Here is a 20,909-nt window from a genome sequence, read left to right as displayed (position 1 = left end):
CCGTTTTGCATGATGCGCGCGGCCTTAGACGATTTGTTGCTCGCGCAACCGTGCAATGTGGTCCGCGTCATAACCCAGCGTCTGCAGGACTTCATCGGTATGTTCGCCCAGCGCGGGTCCAAGCCAGCGCGTGTCGCCGGGCGTAGCCGAGAGCTTGGGCGTGACCGAGGGCAGCGCAATGTCCACGCCCTCGTCCGCCTTCGCACCTGGCGCCTGCCAGCGGAACTGCTGGATCATCTGGCGCGCCGCGAACTGCGGATCGGCGAACATGTCGGCCACGCTGTAGATGCGGCCCACGGGCACATCGGCGGCGTTGAGCACGTCGAGCGCTTCGTTGATGGTGCGCGTGGAGAGCCACGCCGCGATGGCGCCGTCGATCTCCGCCGTGCGCGGCACCCGGCCGTCGTTGTGGGCGAGTTGCGGATCGTTCGCGAGGTCCTCGCGGTCGATGGCCATCATCAGGCGCTTGAAGATCGGATCACTGTTGCCGCCGATCACGATGCTGCCGTCCCGGCACGGATACGTATTCGACGGCACGATGCCCGGCAGCGACGCGCCGGTGCGCTCGCGCACCATGCCGTACACACCGTACTCGGGCACCACGCTCTCCATCATGTTGAACACGGCTTCATAGAGCGCGACATCGACGATCTGGCCGCTGCCGCCGTTCATGTTGCGATGATGGAGCGCCATCATCGCGCCGATCACGCCGTGCAGCGCGGCAATCGAGTCGCCGATCGAAATGCCGATGCGCGGCGGCGGCAGATCGGGATAGCCGGTAATGTGGCGCAGGCCGCCCATCGATTCGGCAATCGCGCCGAAGCCCGGACGGTCGCGATACGGGCCGGTCTGGCCGTAGCCCGAGAGCCGCACCATCACGAGGCCGGGATTCTCCTTCGAGAGCACGTCGTAGCCGAGCCCGAGCTTTTCGAGCAGGCCAGGCCGGAAATTCTCGATGACGATATCGGCTTCCTTCGCGAGCCGCCGCACGATCTCCTTGCCCTCTTCGGCTTTTAGGTTCACCGTGACGGACTTCTTGTTGCGCGCCTGCACGGCCCACCAGAGCGAAGTGCCGCCCGCTTCCGGGTAGAGCTTGCGCCATTTGCGCAGCGGATCGCCACCCTTGGGGTCTTCGATCTTGATGACTTCGGCGCCGAACTCGCCGAGGAAGCGAGCCGCGAACGGACCGGCGATCAGCGTGCCGAGTTCGAGGACTTTGACGCCCGCGAGCGGGCCCGTGCCTTTCGCTGCGGATGCGTTCGACCGGGAATGGGGGGAATCGTGTGAAGGGGCGGCTGCGCTCATGGTGTCTCCTTTCGTTCTGTTCGGCGTGCGGCGCCATGATGCGTACGCCGCGATCGAAGCCTGGCGGGACGCTACATCGAGCGCCGGTCGAGCATGGCCCGCGCGATGGTACCCGCGTCGACATATTCGAGTTCGCCGCCCACCGGCACGCCGCGTGCGAGGCGCGTGACGGCGAGTCCGCGCGCCTTGAGTGTCTGGCCGAGATAATGGGCCGTCGCCTCGCCCTCATTCGTGAAATTGGTGGCGAGCACCACTTCCTTGACGACGCCGTCCGACGCGCGCTTCACGAGCCGGTCGAAATGGATCTCTTTCGGACCGATGCCGTCGAGCGGACTCAGATGCCCCATCAGCACGAAATACAGACCGCGATACGTCATGGTCTGTTCGAGCATGATCTGGTCGGCCGGCGTTTCGACGACGCACAGCAGCGTAGGATCACGCTCCTCGTCGAGGCACGTTTCGCAGACCTGAGCTTCGGTGAAGGTATTGCACTTTTCGCAATGCTTCAGGTTCTCAGTCGCAAACAGGAGCGCGTTGCCGAGCTTTTCGGCGCCGTCGCGGTCGTGCTGCATCAGGTGATAAGCCATGCGTTGCGCCGACTTCGGCCCGACACCGGGCAACACGCGCAACGCCTCGACGAGAGCGGCGAGAGCGGAAGGTTGTTTCATGCGGATTCAGCGCGAGTTGCGCGACGGAGTGTGAAGCGGAATCGACTTCGGGTGCTTCCTGCTGCTTGCTGCTGCATGCTGCTTTTGACGCCATGACGCCTGCGCAGCCCCGCCGGGTCGCGGCAAGGCACGCGGGACGCGCGGGCGCCGGCCTGCCTCACGCAGACGCGGCGCTCGCCACGTTCCTTAGAACGGCATCTTGAAGCCCGGCGGCAGCGGCAGACCGGCGGTCATGCCGCCCATCTTTTCCTGCGACGTGGCTTCGGCCTTGCGCACCGCGTCGTTGAACGCCGCGGCCACGAGGTCTTCGAGCATGTCCTTGTCGTCCGTGAGCAGGCTCGGATCGATCGACACGCGGCGCACGTCGTTGCGGCAGGTCATCGTGACCTTGACGAGACCGGCGCCAGCCTGACCTTCGACTTCGATCTGGGCAAGCTGCTCCTGCATCTTCTTCATGTTTTCCTGCATCTGCTGGGCTTGCTTCATGAGCCCTGCGAGTTGGCCTTTCAACATAGTCACTGCTCCTTCTGGATCGTAGTCGTTCGAATCGATGCGCTCAAAAGCGCGCGACGCTTCCCGCGCCGCGCGGCGCAATTCAGTGGGCGGCCTGAGTGCCGCCCGATGCGGCATCCGGCGCAACCGGCCGGATCGAGCCCGGCACGATGCTCGCGCCGAAGTCGCGAATCAGTTGCTGCACGAAGGGATCGGCGCCGATCTCGCGCTCGGCTTCGCGTTGACGCTGGGCGCGATCCGCGGCGTCGAGCGCGGCCGCCGTACGTCGCGCGGGGCCGACTTCCACATTCACTTCAACAGTCTTGCCAAGACGCTCGGCAAGCGCCGTCTTGAGCTTCGCGACCTGCGAGGCTTCCGCGTACTGCGGCACCGGCACGCTCAATTTGAGCAGCGTGCCTTCGAGCGCCGTCAGTTCGCTGTTGAACGCGAGCTGGTACGAGATGCCCTTGAGCGAGAGCGTGGCGGCGAGCGCGGGCCAGTCGCCCGTGAAACCGATCGGGTCGAGCGGAATGCCCGGCGGCAGCTTGCTCACGTCGACCACGGCCGGCGACGGCGTCGGCACCGAAGCGGCGGAGCGCGGCGCAGAGGGCTCGCTGTCGTAGGCAGGCACGAAACCGTCGTCGGGCGGCGCAAAGTAGGCATCATCGGCGCCGAGCGGCACGTAGTCGTCGGGCGGCATATCGTCCCACGGCGGCGCGCCCGAGGCGTCTTGCTGCGCGTTTGCGTTGCGCGGCGCCTGGCGTGCCTGCGCGTCTTGCGCGGCGGCGGCTCGGCGAGCCGGATCGGGCGTCGGCACCTTCACTTCCATGCGCGGTGCGGCCTTCGGCGCGGGCGCAGGGGCAGCCGCGCCGGCAGCGGCTGCGGGACGGCCCGTGGCAACGCGCATGCCCTTGCTGCGCAGCACGTCGAGCGCGGCGCTAGCACCACCTCGCGCGGATCCCGCAGCACCGGCAGGCTCTTCGCGAGATTCGAATTGCGGCGCGGGCGCGGCGACAGCGCTTTGAACCGGTTGAGTCTCTTCTGCCGCTGCGGGCGCTGCCGCAGTCGGCCCAACCGCGGCGGCGGGCGCAGCTTGCGGCTCTGTGCTCAGGTTCGGCGCGGACTCGCCCTCGTCTTCCCAAGGCGGTACGACGCGCGCTTCGGCTGCGGGCCTGGCGAGCGGCGCAGGCGCGCTCGCTTGCGGCTCGGCAACGGGCGTCTTCTCCGGTGCGGCTTCAACCGGCTGCGGCGCAGGGGCTGCAGGCTTCGGTGCGACCGGCTGCGCAACGGCAGGCGCCGCACTGCTGCGCGCCGACGCCGCTACCGGAGCCGGCGCACGCGTGCCCGTGCCGGCCGCAGCGGGCTTCGACGCCGGCGCACTGCCCACGCCGCCCGAGTTCACGGACGGCTCGAATGCGAGCATGCGCAGGAGCGTCATCGTGAAGCCGGCGTATTCGTCGGGCGCGAGGCCGAGCTCGCTGCGGCCGAGGGTCGCGATTTGATAGAAAAGCTGGACCTGCTCCGGGCTCAATGCATCTGCAAAACGGCGAATGTCGTCGGCTTCGGGCCATTCGTCGAGCACCGAAGAAGGCGCAAACTGCGCCCAGCCAATGCGATGGAACAGACTCGCGAGGTCCTGCAGCGCCGTGGAGAACGACAGGCTGCGCAGCGCCATTTCGTCGGCGATGGCGAGCACGCTCGCCCCGTCGCCGGCCACGAGCGCGTCGATCAGGCGGATCAGATAGCTTTGATCGAGCGCGCCAAGCATGCCGCGCACCGCTTCTTCGGTCACCTGGTTGGCCGAATAAGCGATGGCCTGGTCGGTGAGCGAAAGCGCGTCGCGCATCGAGCCGTCGGCGGCGCGCGCGAGCAGACGCAGCGCCTGCACCTCGAACTCGACCTTCTCCTCACCGAGAATGTGCGTGAGATGCTCGACGATGTTGCCCGCCGGCATCTGCTTCAAATTGAATTGCAGGCAGCGCGAGAGCACCGTGACCGGAATCTTCTGCGGGTCCGTCGTCGCGAGGATGAACTTCACATGCGGCGGCGGCTCTTCCAGCGTCTTCAGCATCGCGTTGAAGGCGTGGTTCGTGAGCATGTGCACTTCGTCGATCATGTAGACCTTGAAGCGCGCATCGACCGGCGCGTAGACCGCACGCTCGAGCAGCGCGGCCATTTCGTCCACACCTCGATTGCTCGCCGCATCCATCTCGACGTAATCCACGAAACGCCCTTCGTCGATTTCCCGGCACGCGCGGCACACGCCGCAGGGCTTCGACGTCACGCCGGTCTCACAGTTGAGCGCTTTGGCGAAGATACGCGACAGCGTCGTCTTGCCCACGCCGCGCGTGCCCGTGAAGAGGTACGCGTGATGCAGGCGGCCGCCGTCGAGTGCATGCGTGAGCGCGCGCACCACGTGCTCCTGTCCGACGAGCGAAGCGAAATCCTTCGGTCGCCACTTGCGTGCGAGAACTTGATAGGTCATCCGGAAATTGTATCAGCAACGCCCGCGCGTCCAGATGAATCGAAAGGCGGCCGATGCCCGGTCCACGGCCGCCGCGCAACGGCGCCAGCATGCAATGACGGACGACGAAAACAGCAGCGATGCAGGCGTGACGAATGCGACGAACGAAGAACCGCGTCGCGCAGTCAATTGCGCGGCGTCAACGTTGTATTCGGGGAGAAATGCGGAAGAAAAAAGAGGAAGGTGACGAGCCTGACCCTCGGCACTGGCGGAAAACGGCTGTGGCTGCTTCGTTCCCGACCTGACCAGGTTGACCGCCCCTCCATGCGAGGAGGCCCGTCACGGCGCATTCTAACATCGGTCGCGCGGCAATGCGACTGCTGCAGTGCGAAAAAACGCGCCGAGCCGCTCCGGGCATCGTTGCGCGCCCAGGATAGCCCCCCTCTTGCAACGGCCCGCGCCGCCTCCAGATAGCGTGCAGGAGCACAAGGTATCGCACGAAAAGGCCCCGCCAAAATGCTCGCGCCACGCCCCGAATGTCCCGCCGAATGTGGTCTGCAGGACGGAAACCCTGCTTGCGGTATGAGTACTATCACCGTCGGCAACGCATAGGGATTTAGGCTACACTGGCGTCGGCAATGGGCTGGGCCATCTGGTTTGCGTGCGAATGATGTGTGATTTGGACGTGTGACTCGGGTTCGGTCTGGCCGCTCAGGCGGCCCCGGAAGAATTTTCAGTTTTGGTGTATCGTGGCGAGCAATTTACTCAGCCTCGAATCGAAAGAGGTATTCATACAATGAGCGAACAAATCAAGCATATCAGCGACGCATCGTTCGAACAGGACGTCGTGAAATCTGACAAGCCCGTGCTGCTGGACTTCTGGGCGGAATGGTGTGGTCCGTGCAAGATGATCGCGCCGATTCTCGATGAAGTCGCGAAGGATTATGGCGATCGCCTTCAGGTCGCGAAGATCAACGTCGACGAGCACCAGTCGACGCCGGTGAAGTTCGGCGTGCGCGGCATCCCGACGCTGATCCTCTTCAAGAACGGCGCCGTTGCGGCGCAGAAGGTCGGCGCGCTCTCGAAGTCGCAGCTCACCGCGTTCCTGGACAGCCACCTGTAACTTCCTCGCGGGCCGTCCCTCCCCGCCTGGGCGCATTGCCCGGCCAGCAAGGGGTGAGCTACGCAACGGTGCGTGTTGTCACGCGACAACACGCACCATAAAAACACGTCGAAACTTGCTGTCGGTCTTCACTGACGGTTTCTGGCGTGTGCTATGCTAGAATTCATAAAGCGTCTACCGGCGCCCTGATAAAAGTATCAAGCAAGCTTCAAGCAAAGTTTCAACCAAAAGTCCTTGAGCGGTTCCGCTCGCTTCTTTTCCCCCATTCTTTTCGTCGCACTCCTCCCCGACGGGTTCTCCGTATGCATCTTTCCGAGCTCAAGTCTCTGCACGTGTCCGAATTGATCGAGATGGCCAATGGCCTCGAGATCGAAAATGCGAACCGCCTGCGCAAGCAGGAACTCATGTTCGCGATTCTCAAAAAGCGCGCCAAGACGGGCGAAACGATCTTCGGTGACGGCACGCTCGAAGTGCTTCCCGACGGCTTCGGCTTCCTGCGCTCGCCGGAAACCTCATATCTCGCCAGCACGGACGATATCTATATCAGCCCGTCGCAGATCCGCCGCTTCAACCTGCACACCGGCGACACGATCGAAGGTGAAGTGCGCACGCCGAAGGACGGCGAACGCTACTTCGCGCTCGTGAAGGTGGACAAGGTCAATGGCCAGCCGCCCGAGGCCTCGAAGCACAAGATCATGTTCGAGAATCTCACGCCGCTGCACCCGAACAAGGTGCTGCTGCTCGAGCGCGAAATGCGCGGTGAGGAGAACGTGACGGGCCGCATCATCGACATGATTGCGCCCATCGGCAAGGGTCAGCGCGGCCTGCTGGTCGCTTCGCCCAAGTCCGGCAAGACCGTGATGCTCCAGCACATCGCGCACGCCATCAAGCAGAACCACCCCGACGTGGTCCTGTTCGTGCTGCTGATCGACGAGCGTCCTGAAGAAGTGACCGAAATGCAGCGCTCGGTGGCGGGCGAAGTGATCGCCTCGACCTTCGACGAACCGGCTGCGCGTCACGTGCAGGTCGCCGAAATGGTGATCGAGAAGGCCAAGCGACTCGTCGAAATGAAGCACGACGTCGTGATTCTGCTCGACTCGATCACGCGTCTCGCGCGCGCCTACAACACCGTTGTGCCCGCATCGGGCAAGGTGCTGACGGGCGGTGTGGACGCCAACGCGCTCCAGCGTCCGAAGCGCTTCTTCGGCGCCGCGCGCAATATCGAAGAAGGCGGCTCGCTCACCATCATCGGTACGGCGCTGATCGAAACCGGCAGCCGCATGGACGACGTGATCTACGAAGAGTTCAAGGGCACCGGCAACATGGAAGTGCACCTCGAGCGCCGTCTCGCGGAAAAGCGCGTCTACCCGTCGATCAACCTGAACAAGTCGGGCACGCGCCGCGAAGAACTGCTGATCAAGCCGGACATCCTCCAGAAGATCTGGGTGCTGCGCAAGTTCATCCACGACATGGACGAAGTCGAGGCCATGGAATTCCTGCTCGACAAGATTCGCCAGACGAAGAACAACTCCGAGTTCTTCGACATGATGCGCCGCGGCGGCTAAGGCCCTCGCCCGCACGAGTCTCCGCAAAACGCCCGCAAATTCGCGGGCGTTTTTCTTTTCCGGCACCGGATCGTTGTGCGCCACAACCTGTACGTGAACGTTTACGTTGAACTATAATGCGCAGCATATCCTGATCGCCCCACGGCGAAAAAAGAGTGCCTCATGCCCAAGGACTCCCCTGCGCTGCTCACGGTGCGCGACGCCGCCGAGCGCCTGAATGTCACGCCACGCACGCTCAAGTATTACGAAGAGCGCGGGCTCGTGAGCCCCTCGCGCAGCGAAGGCCGCTACCGGCTCTACGACGAGCACGACCTCGAGCAGTTTTCGCGCATCCTGCGGCTGCGCGCGCTCGGCTTTTCGCTGCACGGCATCACCGAAATGCTCAAGCGGCCGCTCGAACAGGTTGGCGAGGGCCGCCGGCGCTATTCGCAGGAGTCGCTCCAGCAGATCGCCGACGCGCTCGCGCAGCAGATCGAAACGCTGGACACGCGCATCGCGGCCGTGCGCCGCGAGTTGAAGGAAGCGCAGACGGTGCGCACGGAGCTGGCCGACGACCTCGACTACCTGCAGCGGCGCCTCGCGGGAGAGCCGTCCGATCAGCTGATCGAGCAGCGCCTCGCCGCCACGCGGCGCCGCAAGGCGACCGCGACCGCGACGGGCAGCAAACCAGCAGAGCCTGCGGGCAACGCACGCGAGAACGACGAATCGGCATGAGCACGGCCCAGCCCCGCGAGCCGATCTTCAGCGCGGCGCGCCTGCGCGGCGACTTTTTCCCGTGGGTGCTCGCCCTCGCGACCGGTCTCGACTACTACGACAACGCGATCTTCTCGTTCTTCACGAGCCATATCGCGGGCGGCATCAACGCGTCGCCGGACGAGCTCGTCTGGTCGTCGAGCGCCTACGCCGTGTGCGCCGTTCTGGGCATCCTGCAGCAGCAATGGTGGGTGGAGCGCATGGGCTATCGGCGCTACGTGGGGAGCTGCCTGCTGCTCTATTCCGTGGGCGCGATCGCGGCGGCACTGTGCGAATCGTCGATCGAGCTTGCTTTCGCACGCGGATTTCAGGGCTACTTCATCGGCCCGATGATGGGCACCTGCCGCATCCTCATCCAGATCAGCTTCACGCCGCAGCAGCGTCCGGTGGCAACGCGTGCGTTCCTCATTCTCATCGTGCTCTCCAGCGCGCTCGCGCCGCTCGTGGGCGGCCAGCTCGTCTCTCATTTCGACTGGCGCGCCCTGTTCGCGTTTTCCGCGCCCGCCGGCGTGCTCTATGCCGTGCTAGCCCTGCTCGCGCTGCCCGATACGGGCCACTTGTTGCCCGAGGAACGCGGTGAAGCGCACTTCTGGCCGTACATCATCTTTGCGTTTGCGCAGGGCGCGCTGCAAATCGCCATGCAGCAGGTGCGCTTCGAACTGTTCAGCGCGTCGCCGGAAATCATCCTGCTCACGCTCGTCGGGATCACGGCGCTCGCCTGGTTCGGCTGGCACCAGTGGCATCATCCGAAGCCGCTCATGCGTCTGCACGCACTGCGCGAGAAGCCGTTCCAGGTGGGCCTGCTGCTCTACATGGTCTATTACTACCTGAGCACGGCGCTCAGCTACCTGGTCTCGCGGCTGCTCGAAGGCGGTTTCAACTACCCCGTCGAAAACGCCGGCCGCCTCACCGGCATCACGTCGCTCATCTCGGCGGGCGCGCTCTTTTTCTACTTCCGCTACGCGAAGTTCATGACGCACAAGAAGTGGATCATCGTGCCCGGCTTCGTGCTCTCGGCGTTCATCTCGTTCTGGATGACACGGCTCACGCCGCAGGCAAGCGAAGCCTGGCTCATCCCGCCGCTGCTGCTGCGTGGCCTGCTGCTGCTCTTCATCGTGCTGCCCGTCGCCAATCTCACGTTCCGAATCTTCGCGATCGAAGAATTCACGCACGGTTATCGCTTGAAAAACATCGTCCGGCAGTTGACGATATCGTTCGCCACCGCCACGGTTATCATCGTCGAACAGCACCGGCTCGCGCTGCACCAGACGCGCCTCGCCGAGTTCGTGAATCCGTTCAACCCGGCGTTCCAGAGCACCTACGCCGCGCTGACGCATTCGTTCGAGCTGATGGGCCGGTCCGCGAGCGAAGCGCGCGGACTTGCGCTCGCGGAAGTGAGCCGCATGGTCGCGCAGCAGGCGAGCTTTCTGAGTTCGCTCGACGGGTTTTACTTCCTGATCGGCGTGGCGGTGTGCGGCGGGATCTTCGCCGCGTGGCAAAAGCAGATCGACTGAACGACATCCTGACGCACGGGAAAACACACCCAGCGATGCTTTCGAAACTCTCTCACTGGTTCGACGCGCGCCGCCGCGAAAAGGCGCTGCGCACCTACGCGATCGACGACGCGCTTTGGCAGGCGACGCTCGCGGGCCTGCCTTTTCTCAAGCATCTCGACGCCGCCGACCTCGTGCGTCTGCGCGAGCTGACGAGCCTTTTCCTCGCGCAAAAGGAGTTCTCCACGGCGCACGATCTCGAATTGACCGATTCGATGACCGTGGCGATCGCCGCGCAGGCGTCGCTGCCTGTGCTCAATCTTTCCCTCGACCTCTACAAGGGCTGGGTGGGCGTAGTCGTCTACCCGGGCGAATTCGTGATCCGCAAGACCGTGGAGGACGAGGACGGCGTGGTCCACGAGGTCGAGCACGATGCGAGCGGCGAGGCGTGGGAAGGCGGCCCCGTGATCCTCTCGTGGGAAGACGCGCAGATGACCGATGACAGCGACGCCTACAACGTCGTGATCCACGAGTTTGCACACAAGATCGACATGTTGGGCGGCGAGGCCGACGGCCATCCGCCCCTTTTTCGACGCTGGCATGCCCCGCTCGACGCGCAGGCGTGGGCCGACGTATTCGACAACGCTTACGACCAGTTCTGCGACAAGGTCGACGCCGTACCGGAGCGCCGCTGGGCGCGCTTCGAGCGCGATTCGCTGATCGATCCCTATGCCGCCGACCACCCCTCGGAGTTCTTCGCGGTGTGCAGCGAGGCCCTTTTCGTCAAGCCGAAAGCGTTCGAGGCGGAATATCCCGAGCTTTACCGGCTGCTCGCGCGCTATTACCGCCAGGACCCGGCGCGCGTGGGCGCACTTTCTGGCCAGCCGGCCTGAAAGCCTGTCGTGCGGGAGCCTCAAAAATTCGCCAACCGGCTGATTATCTGGCATAATCGCCGTTTTTCGACCCTTGGGTAAGTGGCTCGCGCGAGCAAAGTCGGCAACAGGGTGTTGCAGGCTGGTGTTGAACCGCGGGGGTTGGCTACCGCCAGATTTAAGGAATAACCATGAAAGAAGGCATTCACCCGAATTACCGCGAAGTTCTGTTCATCGACGTTTCGAACGACTTCAAGTTCGTGACCCGCTCGACGATCCAGACGCGCGAAACGGCCGAATTCAACGGCAAGACCTACCCGCTCGCCAAGATCGAAGTGTCGTCGGAATCGCATCCGTTCTACACGGGCACGCAAAAGATCATGGACACGGCAGGCCGTGTCGAGAAGTTCAACAAGAAGTTCGGCGCACGCGCCTCGGGCAAGGCCGGCAAGTAAGCACCTCGCCGCACCGGCTTCGGGCCGGTCCCGCATTGAACGTGCACAAAAAGGGCAGCATACGCTGCCCTTTTTTGTTGCCTGCGCCACTGTTGCGCCGTCCAGCAGCTAGGCGGGTGCGACTTACCGCCCCTTTTTAGATGTTTCTGTGGATTATCCCGCGGCTAACGCCGTGACGCGCGGTCGCCGGCCCGGCTAGAATGCCGGATTGCTCCACGGCACACGGCCGGGTGTACCGTTTGCCGCGCATGCCTGCTTGACCCCCGCGTGCGAGCCACCCGCTCGAGCACGCCTGGTTTATCCGTCTCCCTTCGTACTGCATGAAGCCAGCCATTCGACTGACCGCCTCCGCCACCAGCGCCCTGCCGCGCTGGCTGCTGCTGACCATCTGTATCGTCTTCGCCGCGTTCGGCCTCTTTGGCCGCGACCCGTGGAAGAACGAGGATGCGGCGGGCTTCGGCGTGATGTGGACGATGGCGGGGGGCACCTCGCACGACTGGCTGCTGCCCAATCTCGTCGGCAAGTACGTGACCGAGAACGGTCCGCTCGGCTACTGGCTGGGTGCCGCCTGCATCCGGCTCTTCGCGCCGTGGGTGGACGCGAGCAACGCCTCGCGCATCGCCACGGGTGTGTTGTTCTGTCTCGCGTGCGCGTTCGTCTGGTACAGCGCCTATCTGCTGGGCCGCCGCCCCGAAGTGCAGCCGTTCAAGTACGCGTTCGGCGGCGAGCCCGAGCCCCGCGACTACGGCCGCACCCTCGGCGACGGCGCCCTGCTCGTCCTGCTGGCCTGCTTCGGTCTCGCCGAGCGCGGTCACGAGACCACGCCGCAGCTCATGCAGTTCGTGGGCATCGCCATGCTGCTGTACGGCGTCGTGCGCGCCATCGACAAACCGGTCCAGGGCGCCCTCTGGTGGGGCCTCGCGCTCGGCATCGTGATGCTCTCGAGCGGCCCGGTGCTCGTGGGCGCGCTCCTCATCGGCACGCTCGCCATGCTCGCCGTCGCCCCCGAAACACGCTCGCGCTGGCTGCTCGTGGCGGGCCTGCCCGTGGCGCTCGTGGTCTCGGCCTCATGGCCGCTGCTGGCGCTGCACCTGTATCCCGACGACGCCGTCTGGTTCCTCAACCAGTGGGCGCACACCAACGTCAACGCCTTCGCAGGCCCCCCTGGCTACGTGCTGCGCTACGCCGCGAAGAACCTGCCGCTCTTCACGTGGCCCGCATGGCCACTCGCGATCTGGGCCTTCGTGAGCTGGGCCGGACTGCGCCGCAAACCGCACATCGCGATTCCGCTCTCGGTGATCGTGCCGCTGCTCATCCTCGTGATCGTGCAGAGCCACGAATCCAACCGGCTCTTCATGCTCGTGCTGCCCGCGCTTGCGGTGCTTGCGACGTTCGCGCTGCCCACGCTCAAGCGTGGCGCGATCAACGCGATCGACTGGTTCGCGGTGCTGAGTTTCACGATCCTCAGCACCTTCGTGTGGCTCGTGTGGCTCGCGGGCATGACCGGCTTCCCGGCGCCGCTCGCGCGCAACCTCGCCCGCCTCGCGCCTGGCTTCGTGCCGCAGTTCAAGATTCTCTCGTTCGTGTGCGCGGTGGCCGTCACGGTGTGCTGGATGGTGCTCGTGCGCTGGCGCGTGGCGCGCCATCCGAAGGTGCTGTGGCGCAGCGTCGTGCTCTCGAGCGGCGGCACCACGCTCATGTGGGTGCTGCTCATGACGCTGTGGCTGCCGGTCGTCAACTACAGCCGGACCTACAAGGACGTCGCCGAGCAGATCGCCGCGCACCTGCCCGCCGACTATCAGTGCATCTCGCCCGTACGCCTCGGCGACGCGCAGATCGCCACCTTCGCGTACTTCGGCAACATGCACTTCGCGTTCAACGAGGACTGCGACGTCATCCTGCGCCAGGACACGCAGGATTATGGCGAGCCGAGTTCGATGCCGGACTATGTGTGGAAGCTCGTGTGGGAAGGCCGCCGCGCCGCCGACCGCGACGAGCGCTTCCGCCTGTACGTGCGCATCGACCGTCCGACGCCGCCGCTCAAGAAACATGTCTGGCGCAAGCGTCCGGACTGAGGCCGCGGTGACGACGACGTTCGCGGGCGACGTCCGGCGCATCGCCGCGCTCGCGTGGCCGGTGCTGATCGGGCAGCTCGCGATCATCGCGTTCGGCGTGATCGACACCGCGATGGTCGGCCGTTACTCAGCGCTCGATCTCGCCGCGCTCGGCCTGGGTTCCTCGATCTACATATCGGTGTATATCGCCCTCACGGGCATTCTCAGCGCGCTGCAGCCGGTTGCGGCGCAGCTCTACGGCGCGCGCAAAGACACGGAAATCGGCCTCGAAGTGCGCCAGGCGTTCTGGCTCGCGCTCGTGCTGATGGTGGTCGGTTTCACGATCCTCTACTTTCCCGGCCCGCTGCTCGACCTCGCGCACGCGCCGGAGGCTCTGCGCGAGCGCACCGTCGGCTATCTGCGGCTGCTCTCGTTCGGGCTGCCCGCGGCACTCGCCTTTCGCATCTACAGCTCGCTCGCCAATGCCGTGGGGCGGCCGCGCCTCGTGATGTTCCTGCAGGTCGGCGCGCTCCTGCTCAAGGTGCCGCTCAACACGTGGCTCATCTTCGGCGGCCTCGGCGTGCCTGCGCTCGGCGGTCCGGGCTGCGCGCTCGCGAGCACGTCGATCAACTGGGCGCTCGCCTTGTGCGCGGCCGTCGCGCTCACGCGTGTGGACGTGTTCGCGCCGTTCGAAATCTTCAGGCACTTCTGCTGGCCCGAGTGGAAACGCCAGGCCGAACTGCTCAAGCTCGGCATTCCGATGGGGCTTTCGTACCTCATCGAAGTGACGTCGTACACGTTCATGGCGATCTTCATCGCGCGCATGGGCACGACCACGCTCGCCGGACATCAGATCGCCGGCAACATCGGTGCTGTGCTCTATATGACGCCGCTTTCGATCGGGGTGGCGACCTCGACGCTCGTCGCCCAGGCGCTGGGCGGCAATCGCCCGGCCGAAGCGCGCACGCTCGCGCGGCACGGCGTGGCGACGGCTGTGGCGATTGCCTGCTGCTACGGCGCGATCGTGTTCGTGCTGCGGCCGCTCATCATCGGCGCGTACACGCCGGACCCCACCGTGGCGGTCGCGGCCCTGCCGCTCGTCGCCATCGTCACCTGCTATCACGTGTTCGACGCCCTGCAGATCACCACGGCCTTTGCGTTGCGCGCCTACAAGGTCGCGGTCGTGCCGACCATCATCTATGCGCTCGCGCTCTGGGGCGTGGGGCTCGGCGGCGGCTACGCGCTGGGCTTCGACGTGACCGGCACGGTGCCCGCCTGGGCGACCGGCGCGCGCGGGTTCTGGCTCGCCAACATGACGAGCCTGCTGATTGCCGGTGCTGGACTCCTCTTTTATCTCTCGCGAGTGAGTACGCGGTTTGCGCGAGAGCGCGCCTAGCCCGTCGGCATCGGAGCCGCTAGGCGGTTAGTTGCAAATACAGGTCAACCCGCCTCAGCCTGCCGCGCCGCCTCCACGGTCTGCGCCGCGTGATACGACGAACGGACGAGCGGCCCGGCGACCACCTCGCTAAATCCCATTGCCAGCCCCGCCGCGCGCAACGCGGCGAATCCGTCTGGATGCACGTAGCGCTTCACCGGCAGATGAAACCGCGACGGCGCGAGATATTGCCCGATCGTCAGCACTTCTACGCGATGCTCGCGCAGGTCGCGCATCGTCGCGAGCAACTCCGCATCGGTTTCGCCCAGCCCCACCATCAGCCCCGACTTCGTGACGAGCGCACCGTTCGCCGCTTTCGCGCGCGCAAGCAAATCGAGCGAGCCGCGATAGTCCGCGCCCGGCCGCGCCGCGCGATACAGCGAGGGTACGGTCTCGATGTTGTGGTTGAACACGTCGGGCCACGCGTGCGAAAGCGCCTCGAGCGCGCGCGCGATACGGCCGCGGAAATCGGGCGTCAGCACCTCGACGCCGATCCCCGGCACGCGCTCGCGCACCTGCGCAATGCAACGAGCGAAGTGCGACGCGCCGCCGTCGCGCAAATCGTCGCGATCGACCGACGTGATGACGACATGACGCAAGCCCAGCGCCGCGACCGCCGCCGCAAGGTGCGCGGGCTCGTCCTCGTCGAGCGGCGCGGGCCGCCCGTGAGCGACATCGCAGAACGGACAGCGCCGCGTGCACAGCCCGCCCATGATCATGAAAGTCGCGGTGCGCTGCGCAAAGCATTCGCCGATGTTCGGGCACATCGCTTCTTCGCACACCGAATGAAGCCGATGCTCGCGCAATACGGCCGCCACGCCCGCTACGGTCTCGCTCATGAGCGGGCGCGCGCGCAGCCAGGGAGGCTTCGGCAAGACCGCGTCGGCGCTGTCAGGCGGCACGATCTTCACCGGAATACGCGCGAGCTTCTCGCGGCTGCGCAGGCCCTCCTGACCCAGCGCCGTACTCGACGAATGGGGCGTTCGAGACGTGGCGGCCTCCATGCTCAGGCTCCTTCGTCGAAAAAAGCTTTGAGCAGGCGATTGACCTCCTGCGCCGCCTCCATCTGCACCATATGCCCCTTGCCCGCGATCACCTCCACGCGCACCGGCGACGGCAGCCCCTGCGCGTGGCTCGCCGGAATGATCTGGTCGGCCTCGCCCCAGATCACGAGCGCGCGCGGCGCAAGCGATGTCACACGCTCACGAAACACGCGCCGCTGCGCGCCGCCTTCGAACGCCTGCCCGGCAATCTTGCCGAGCGCGGCCTGCACGCCTTCGAGCCGCTTGTACTTCACGAGATCCTCGACGAGCTGACGCGTGACCAGCGCGGGATCGGCGAACAGCTTCGTCACGTGCGGCTTGAGCGCATTGCGATTGGCCGCCGCGACGAAGCCCTCGATGTACACACCATCGATCTCGCTGCCAAGGCCCGCACTCGAAATCAGCGCAAGAGATGCCACGCGCCCAGGCGCCTGCTCGGCCACCGCCATGGCCACCGCACCGCCCAGCGAGTGCCCGACGAGATGCGCACGGTCGATCTTCTGCGCGTCGAGGAACGCGATCACGCTTTGCGCAAGCTCGTCGAGGCTCCCGCTCTCGAGCGCCTTGCCCGATTCGCCATGACCCGGCAGATCGAGCGCCCAGACGGTGCGCTCTGCCGCGAGATCGGTGTGGTTGAAGAGCCAGTTGTTGAGATCGCCGCCGAAGCCGTGGATCAGCACGACAGGCACGCCCTCGCCTTCGCCTTGCTTCAGGTAGCGCACGGTCCTGCCGCCGATTTGCGACTTTTCCGGCTGCGGCCCCGCGTCGGCGTCGCCCGCCTGCGCAGGCACGAAGTCGCGCTGAAACTCGGCCACCGCGGCATCGATATCCGCGTCGGCCGCTTCGGCATCGGCGACCACGCCCAGCAGCGCACCGACGGGCAGCGTGTCGCCCTCCTGCGCGATCTGCCGCCGCAACACACCCTCGAATGCGCACTCGACGCCCGACGCGATCTTGTCGGACTCCACGTCGAGCAATTCATCGCCCTTGCTGACCTTGTCGCCGAGCGATTTGAGCCAGCCGTTCACCTGGCCCTGCTCCATCGACAGGCCCCATTTGGGCATCGTGATCATGTGAATCGGCATGACTTCAGCTCCTTGCTGCGCGCGCGGCTTCGACGATCTTCTCCGCCGAAGGGATGTAGAGGTCTTCGAGCGATGCCGCGAACGGCACCGGCGTATGCGGCGCAGTGACCATCCCGACCGGTACCTTCAGTTCCTTGAACGCCTTCTGGCCAACGAGTGCGGCAATGTCGGTCGCGATCGAGCAGCGCGGATTGGCTTCGTCCACGACCACGACCCGGCCCGTGCGGCGCGCGCTTTCGAGGATCGTCTCCTCGTCGAGCGGCGAAGTCGTGCGCAGGTCGATCACATCCGCTTCGATACCGTCTTTCGCGAGCTTCTGCGCGGCATCGAGCGCGTAATGGACCATGCGCCCATACGTGACGATCGTGACGTCGTCGCCATCGCGCACGATGTTGGCCTCGCCGAACGGAATCGAATAGGATTCCTCCGGAACGTCGCCTTCCATCGTGTAGAGCAGCTTGTGCTCGCAGAAGATCACGGGGTCGTTGTCGCGAATCGCCTCGATCATGAGGCCCTTGGCGTCATAGGGGGTGGCCGGGCACACGACTTTCAGCCCCGGAATATGCGTGAAGAGTGAGGTCAGCATCTGCGAGTGCTGCGCAGCCGCGCGCAACCCGGCGCCATACATGGTGCGAATCACGACCGGCGTGACCGCCTTGCCGCCGAACATGTAGCGGAACTTCGCCGCCTGGTTGAAGATCTGGTCGAAACACACGCCCATGAAATCGATGAACATCAGCTCCGCTACCGGCCGCATGCCGCACGCCGCCGCGCCCACTGCCGTGCCGATAAAGCCGCCTTCCGAGAGAGGTGTATCGAGCACGCGCCCGGGGAACTTGCCGTAAAGGCCCTTCGTCACGCCGAGCACACCGCCCCACGCGTCCTGCTCGCCTGGTGCGCCCGCACCGCCCGCGTTGTCCTCGCCCATCACGATCACGCTCTCGTCGCGGCCCATCTCCTGGGCGAGCGCTTCGTTGATGGCCTGCGAATAGGTGATTTTCCGTGCCATTTCCGTCTCCTTGATCTGGAATCCTGATGACCTGAGTGCGCAGCGCTTAAGGGTACGACACGTACACGTCCGTGAGCAGCGCCTCGGCCGGCGGCAGCGGCGCGGCCTTGGCCTGCGTCACGGCATCGTCGATCAGCTGCTTCACTTCGGCGTCCACCTTGCGCAGATCGTCACTGCTCGCGAGTTCGGCGCGCACCACGCGCTCCTCGAAGCGCTTGAGACAGTCTTTTTCCTCGCGTAGCTTCTGCACCTCGCCTGGGGCGCGGTAGGTTTGCGCGTCGCCTTCGAAGTGGCCGAAATAGCGCGAGAGTTTCATCTCCACGAGTGTCGGGCCGCCGCCGCTGCGTGCGCGCGCAATGGCTTCGCCCAGTGCCTCATGCACGGCGAAAAAGTCGAAACCGTCGACGATCACGCCCGGCATACCGAAGCCGTTCGCACGGTCGGCGATGTTGTCGGCAGCGACCGACCATGTGGACGACGTCGCCTCGGCATAACCGTTGTTTTCCGCGACAAAGATCACCGGCAAGCGCCACACAGAGGCGAGATTCATCGACTCGAAGATCACGCCCTGGTTCGACGCGCCATCACCGAAGAAGCACACGCCCACGCCGCCCGTCTTCTTCTGCTTGGCGGCGAGCGCGGCGCCGCACGTGAGCGGACCGCCTGCCCCGACGATGCCGTTAGCGCCCAGCATGCCCTTCGACAGATCGGCGATATGCATCGAACCGCCCTTGCCCCGGCACGACCCCGTGGCCCGGCCATAGATCTCGGCCATCATCTCGCGCACGTCCACGCCCTTGGCGATGCAGTGGCCGTGGCCGCGGTGCGTGGTGGCGACGTAGTCGGTATCGTTCAGATGGCTCATCGTGCCGACCGCGGAGGCCTCCTCGCCCGCATACAGGTGCACGAATCCTGGAATTTCGCCGGTTGCGAACTCGACGTGCAACCGCTCCTCGAACTCGCGGATTGTGCGCATCGAGCGATACGCGGTGAGCAACTGCTCCTTGTTCAACTGAACTGACATGGTTGTCTCCTGGATGTACGACGCTGGACCGCTCTGGTTCAAGCCTGCTGCGGGAAATGCCACTGCTCCTAGTGAAAAGTGAAACCGCCGTCGACGTTCACCGACTGGCCCGTGACGTTGTCCATCGTCGCGAAGAACAAGGCGAGCCGCCCCATGTCCTCAGGCGTCTGCGCGCGGCCCTGCGGGATCAGCGTGAGCTGATGGCGCTGCCAGGACTCTTCGACGCTCTCGCCTTCCGTCTTCCATTCGTCGGAGAGCCGGTCCCACATATAAGTGCGCACGATGCCGGGGCAAATCGCATTCACGGTGATGCCCTCGCGCGCGACCTCCTTCGCGAGCGCGTTGGTAAAGCCGACCACCGCGAACTTCGAGGCGCTGTAGTGCGCGAGATTCGGGAACCCTTCCTTGCCCGCGATCGAAGCGACGTTGATAATCCGCCCGCGCTTTTGCGTACGGAAATGTGGCAGTGCAGCCTTGCAGCCGAGGAACACGCCTTTCGCGTTGACGCCCATGACGAAGTCCCAGTCCCGCTCCGTTAATTCGGATACCGGACTAATGGAAATCACGCCGGCGCAGTTCACGAGAATATCGAAGCCACCGAATTCTGAAAGCGCCTGCGAGACCATCCCTTCGAGCTGGACGGCCTGGGTGACGTCGACTTTGGCGAAGGCAGCGCGTCTGCCAAGCGCCCGTATGTCATCCGCAGTCGCTGCAAGGGGTTCTTCGAGCAGATCCGCGAGCAGCACGTCCGCGCCGGCCTGCGCGAGCGTGAGCGCAATGCCGCGGCCGATGCCACGCGCGCCGCCGGTCACGATCGCGACCTGGCCTTTCAAGGGTGTGTCCATGCGATGTCTCCTACTTTCGGTGATGCGTGGAGGAAGCAAGCCAAATCGCTATGCGCGCGCGGCGGCTTCGCGCAACAGCTGATGCGACGCCGCGTAGCGCAGCGTGCGCGCGACATCGACGGTCAGCGGACCGTGCCAGTCGAGCGTCACTTCATAGCGGTCGCCTCGCGCCGGTTCGATCTCACGCTCGCCGTCGAACGCGAGCGTGCCGTGGCCCGCTTCGAGCGGCAGCGCCACGCCGACTTCGAGGCGCTGGCAGGTAAGCATCGTCAGGCGCTCGACACGGCCCGGCGCAATCGGCGCGAGCAACGGCACGCCTGCGCCGCTGCCCTCGGGCGCATCCGGCTGGGCGAACGTCATATGCAGGCCGTGCGCCGCATCGCGCCCGACCGGCGCCCAAGCCCCGCCAATCGACGAGAGACCGATGCCGTCGGGTGGAGCGAAGGTCAGAAAAAGTGATTCGATATCCGAACTTTCAGAAATCGCACGCGCACCGATGAACGGCTGACGCGCCACGCAAATGTCGACGAGCGCGATTTCTTCGCGCCCGCGCGACGGTCCTTCCACGCAGCGCGCGACGAGCCGCTTGTTGCGCGAGAGCGCCGACTCTGCGGGCACCGCGCCGGTCGCGACGAGCGCGCCCGCGAGGCCCGCCACGGTGGCCTCGCGCAGTTCGGGAAAGGCGTTGTTGGTGCCGGTCGAGAGCGCGAGCAGCGGCGTCGCGCCACAATGAGCCGCGACCGCGCGATGGGTGCCGTCGCCACCCAGCACCGCGATCAGCGCGACCTCCTCACGCACCATGTGATCGACGCCGACGTGCGTATCGGCGACGCTTTCGCTCACGGGCAGATCGACGAACACGACCTCGGGCCAGGGCTCGTGCGCGGCAATGGCCGCGTGCGTTTCGATCGCGCGCAGAAGCAGTGCGGCGACGCCCGTGTTGTCGCGCAACGTGAGCACGCGTGACACGCCGAGCGCGCCCAGGCCCGCGAGCAGGCGCACGACCATGTTCGCCTTCTCGGCCGTGGGAAAGACGGATGCATGCGAAGTGAGACGGCGGATGTCGCGACCCGATGCGGGGTTCGCGATCACGCCTACGGTCACGGGCGTCGTCACGGGTCTTGTCTCCTGATGGCGTCGCACCGAGCATTGCCGTGCGCCGCTTTTGCCAGCAGACTCTGCAAGCGTCATGCCAATGACGTCGAGAAAGCGAGGTGATAGCGC

General features: G+C 65.3%; 18 protein-coding genes and 1 other RNA gene. 8 read left to right on the top strand and 11 right to left on the bottom strand.

From position 1 onward, the window contains the following. Positions 1-24: 24 nt before the first annotated feature. From E1N52_RS19200 to ffs, 5 genes are all read right to left on the bottom strand, one after another. Positions 25-1,305: a CaiB/BaiF CoA transferase family protein gene (locus E1N52_RS19200; RefSeq protein WP_133184311.1), complete on the bottom strand. Its 1,281-nt coding sequence runs from the start codon at positions 1,303-1,305 to the stop codon at positions 25-27. A 71-nt stretch (positions 1,306-1,376) separates the two neighbouring features. After that, positions 1,377-1,973 (bottom strand): recombination mediator RecR, encoded by a 597-nt coding sequence (recR, locus tag E1N52_RS19195; RefSeq protein WP_133184310.1) that lies wholly within the window; start codon positions 1,971-1,973, stop codon positions 1,377-1,379. Between the two features lie 186 nt (positions 1,974-2,159). Continuing rightward, positions 2,160-2,486, bottom strand: a complete 327-nt coding sequence (locus tag E1N52_RS19190; RefSeq protein WP_069267501.1) for a YbaB/EbfC family nucleoid-associated protein — start codon at positions 2,484-2,486, stop codon at positions 2,160-2,162. A gap of 82 nt (positions 2,487-2,568) precedes the next feature. Next, positions 2,569-4,950 (bottom strand): DNA polymerase III subunit gamma/tau, encoded by a 2,382-nt coding sequence (locus E1N52_RS19185; RefSeq protein WP_133184309.1) that lies wholly within the window; start codon positions 4,948-4,950, stop codon positions 2,569-2,571. Between the two features lie 221 nt (positions 4,951-5,171). Further along, positions 5,172-5,270, bottom strand: an RNA gene (ffs, locus tag E1N52_RS19180) — signal recognition particle sRNA small type. A gap of 455 nt (positions 5,271-5,725) precedes the next feature. Here ffs and trxA point away from each other — a divergent pair. The 8 genes from trxA (at position 5,726) to E1N52_RS19140 (ending at position 14,640) form a co-directional block, all read left to right on the top strand. Further along, positions 5,726-6,052, top strand: a complete 327-nt coding sequence (gene trxA / locus E1N52_RS19175) for a thioredoxin TrxA (RefSeq protein ID WP_027818380.1) — start codon at positions 5,726-5,728, stop codon at positions 6,050-6,052. Between the two features lie 302 nt (positions 6,053-6,354). After that, positions 6,355-7,617: a transcription termination factor Rho gene (rho, locus tag E1N52_RS19170; protein ID WP_027818379.1), complete on the top strand. Its 1,263-nt coding sequence runs from the start codon at positions 6,355-6,357 to the stop codon at positions 7,615-7,617. A gap of 162 nt (positions 7,618-7,779) precedes the next feature. Continuing rightward, on the top strand, positions 7,780-8,331 hold the full coding sequence (locus tag E1N52_RS19165; protein WP_133184308.1) for a MerR family transcriptional regulator: 552 nt from the start codon (positions 7,780-7,782) through the stop codon (positions 8,329-8,331). Further along, a complete protein-coding gene (locus E1N52_RS19160; RefSeq protein ID WP_133184307.1) occupies positions 8,328-9,884 on the top strand; it encodes an MFS transporter in 1,557 nt (518 codons plus the stop codon). The genes E1N52_RS19165 and E1N52_RS19160 overlap by 4 nt, the downstream gene beginning before the upstream one ends. Positions 9,885-9,919: 35 nt before the next feature. Further along, positions 9,920-10,756: a M90 family metallopeptidase gene (locus tag E1N52_RS19155; RefSeq protein WP_133184306.1), complete on the top strand. Its 837-nt coding sequence runs from the start codon at positions 9,920-9,922 to the stop codon at positions 10,754-10,756. Positions 10,757-10,926: 170 nt separating this feature from the next. Then, on the top strand, positions 10,927-11,190 hold the full coding sequence (locus tag E1N52_RS19150) for a type B 50S ribosomal protein L31 (protein ID WP_133184305.1): 264 nt from the start codon (positions 10,927-10,929) through the stop codon (positions 11,188-11,190). A 320-nt stretch (positions 11,191-11,510) separates the two neighbouring features. Beyond that, positions 11,511-13,265, top strand: coding sequence for an ArnT family glycosyltransferase (locus E1N52_RS19145; RefSeq protein ID WP_133184304.1), 1,755 nt, complete (start codon positions 11,511-11,513; stop codon positions 13,263-13,265). A gap of 7 nt (positions 13,266-13,272) precedes the next feature. Beyond that, positions 13,273-14,640, top strand: coding sequence for an MATE family efflux transporter (locus E1N52_RS19140; RefSeq protein ID WP_246089126.1), 1,368 nt, complete (start codon positions 13,273-13,275; stop codon positions 14,638-14,640). Between the two features lie 44 nt (positions 14,641-14,684). Here E1N52_RS19140 and lipA read toward each other — a convergent pair whose 3' ends face one another. The 6 genes from lipA to E1N52_RS19110 form a co-directional block, all read right to left on the bottom strand. Then, positions 14,685-15,683, bottom strand: a complete 999-nt coding sequence (gene lipA, locus E1N52_RS19135; protein ID WP_133184302.1) for a lipoyl synthase — start codon at positions 15,681-15,683, stop codon at positions 14,685-14,687. 2 nt (positions 15,684-15,685) lie between these two features. Next, positions 15,686-16,807, bottom strand: a complete 1,122-nt coding sequence (locus E1N52_RS19130; RefSeq protein ID WP_133184301.1) for an acetoin dehydrogenase dihydrolipoyllysine-residue acetyltransferase subunit — start codon at positions 16,805-16,807, stop codon at positions 15,686-15,688. 4 nt (positions 16,808-16,811) lie between these two features. Continuing rightward, positions 16,812-17,816, bottom strand: a complete 1,005-nt coding sequence (locus E1N52_RS19125) for an alpha-ketoacid dehydrogenase subunit beta (RefSeq protein ID WP_133184300.1) — start codon at positions 17,814-17,816, stop codon at positions 16,812-16,814. A 46-nt stretch (positions 17,817-17,862) separates the two neighbouring features. Beyond that, positions 17,863-18,840, bottom strand: coding sequence for a thiamine pyrophosphate-dependent dehydrogenase E1 component subunit alpha (locus E1N52_RS19120; protein ID WP_133184299.1), 978 nt, complete (start codon positions 18,838-18,840; stop codon positions 17,863-17,865). A 68-nt stretch (positions 18,841-18,908) separates the two neighbouring features. Further along, positions 18,909-19,685, bottom strand: coding sequence for an SDR family NAD(P)-dependent oxidoreductase (locus E1N52_RS19115; RefSeq protein WP_133184298.1), 777 nt, complete (start codon positions 19,683-19,685; stop codon positions 18,909-18,911). 48 nt (positions 19,686-19,733) lie between these two features. Further along, positions 19,734-20,801, bottom strand: coding sequence for an ATP-NAD kinase family protein (locus E1N52_RS19110; protein ID WP_133184297.1), 1,068 nt, complete (start codon positions 20,799-20,801; stop codon positions 19,734-19,736). Between the last annotated feature and the right edge of the window lie 108 nt (positions 20,802-20,909).

Source organism: Paraburkholderia guartelaensis (assembly GCF_004353905.1).
Taxonomy (GTDB): domain Bacteria; phylum Pseudomonadota; class Gammaproteobacteria; order Burkholderiales; family Burkholderiaceae; genus Paraburkholderia; species Paraburkholderia guartelaensis.
The sequence above is the reverse complement of the archived record's forward strand: the minus strand, read 5'-3'. Positions and strand labels throughout refer to the sequence as shown.

Coding starts and splice junctions, on each gene's coding strand:
- E1N52_RS19165 (WP_133184308.1), top strand. CDS start 7,780: ATGCCCAAGGACTCCCCTGCGCTGCTCACGGTGCGCGACGCCGCCGAG.
- E1N52_RS19185 (WP_133184309.1), bottom strand. CDS start 4,950: ATGACCTATCAAGTTCTCGCACGCAAGTGGCGACCGAAGGATTTCGCT.
- E1N52_RS19155 (WP_133184306.1), top strand. CDS start 9,920: ATGCTTTCGAAACTCTCTCACTGGTTCGACGCGCGCCGCCGCGAAAAG.
- lipA (WP_133184302.1), bottom strand. CDS start 15,683: ATGGAGGCCGCCACGTCTCGAACGCCCCATTCGTCGAGTACGGCGCTG.
- E1N52_RS19160 (WP_133184307.1), top strand. CDS start 8,328: ATGAGCACGGCCCAGCCCCGCGAGCCGATCTTCAGCGCGGCGCGCCTG.
- E1N52_RS19125 (WP_133184300.1), bottom strand. CDS start 17,816: ATGGCACGGAAAATCACCTATTCGCAGGCCATCAACGAAGCGCTCGCC.
- recR (WP_133184310.1), bottom strand. CDS start 1,973: ATGAAACAACCTTCCGCTCTCGCCGCTCTCGTCGAGGCGTTGCGCGTG.
- E1N52_RS19115 (WP_133184298.1), bottom strand. CDS start 19,685: ATGGACACACCCTTGAAAGGCCAGGTCGCGATCGTGACCGGCGGCGCG.
- E1N52_RS19190 (WP_069267501.1), bottom strand. CDS start 2,486: ATGTTGAAAGGCCAACTCGCAGGGCTCATGAAGCAAGCCCAGCAGATG.
- trxA (WP_027818380.1), top strand. CDS start 5,726: ATGAGCGAACAAATCAAGCATATCAGCGACGCATCGTTCGAACAGGAC.
- E1N52_RS19130 (WP_133184301.1), bottom strand. CDS start 16,807: ATGCCGATTCACATGATCACGATGCCCAAATGGGGCCTGTCGATGGAG.
- E1N52_RS19200 (WP_133184311.1), bottom strand. CDS start 1,305: ATGAGCGCAGCCGCCCCTTCACACGATTCCCCCCATTCCCGGTCGAAC.
- rho (WP_027818379.1), top strand. CDS start 6,355: ATGCATCTTTCCGAGCTCAAGTCTCTGCACGTGTCCGAATTGATCGAG.
- E1N52_RS19150 (WP_133184305.1), top strand. CDS start 10,927: ATGAAAGAAGGCATTCACCCGAATTACCGCGAAGTTCTGTTCATCGAC.
- E1N52_RS19120 (WP_133184299.1), bottom strand. CDS start 18,840: ATGTCAGTTCAGTTGAACAAGGAGCAGTTGCTCACCGCGTATCGCTCG.
- E1N52_RS19145 (WP_133184304.1), top strand. CDS start 11,511: ATGAAGCCAGCCATTCGACTGACCGCCTCCGCCACCAGCGCCCTGCCG.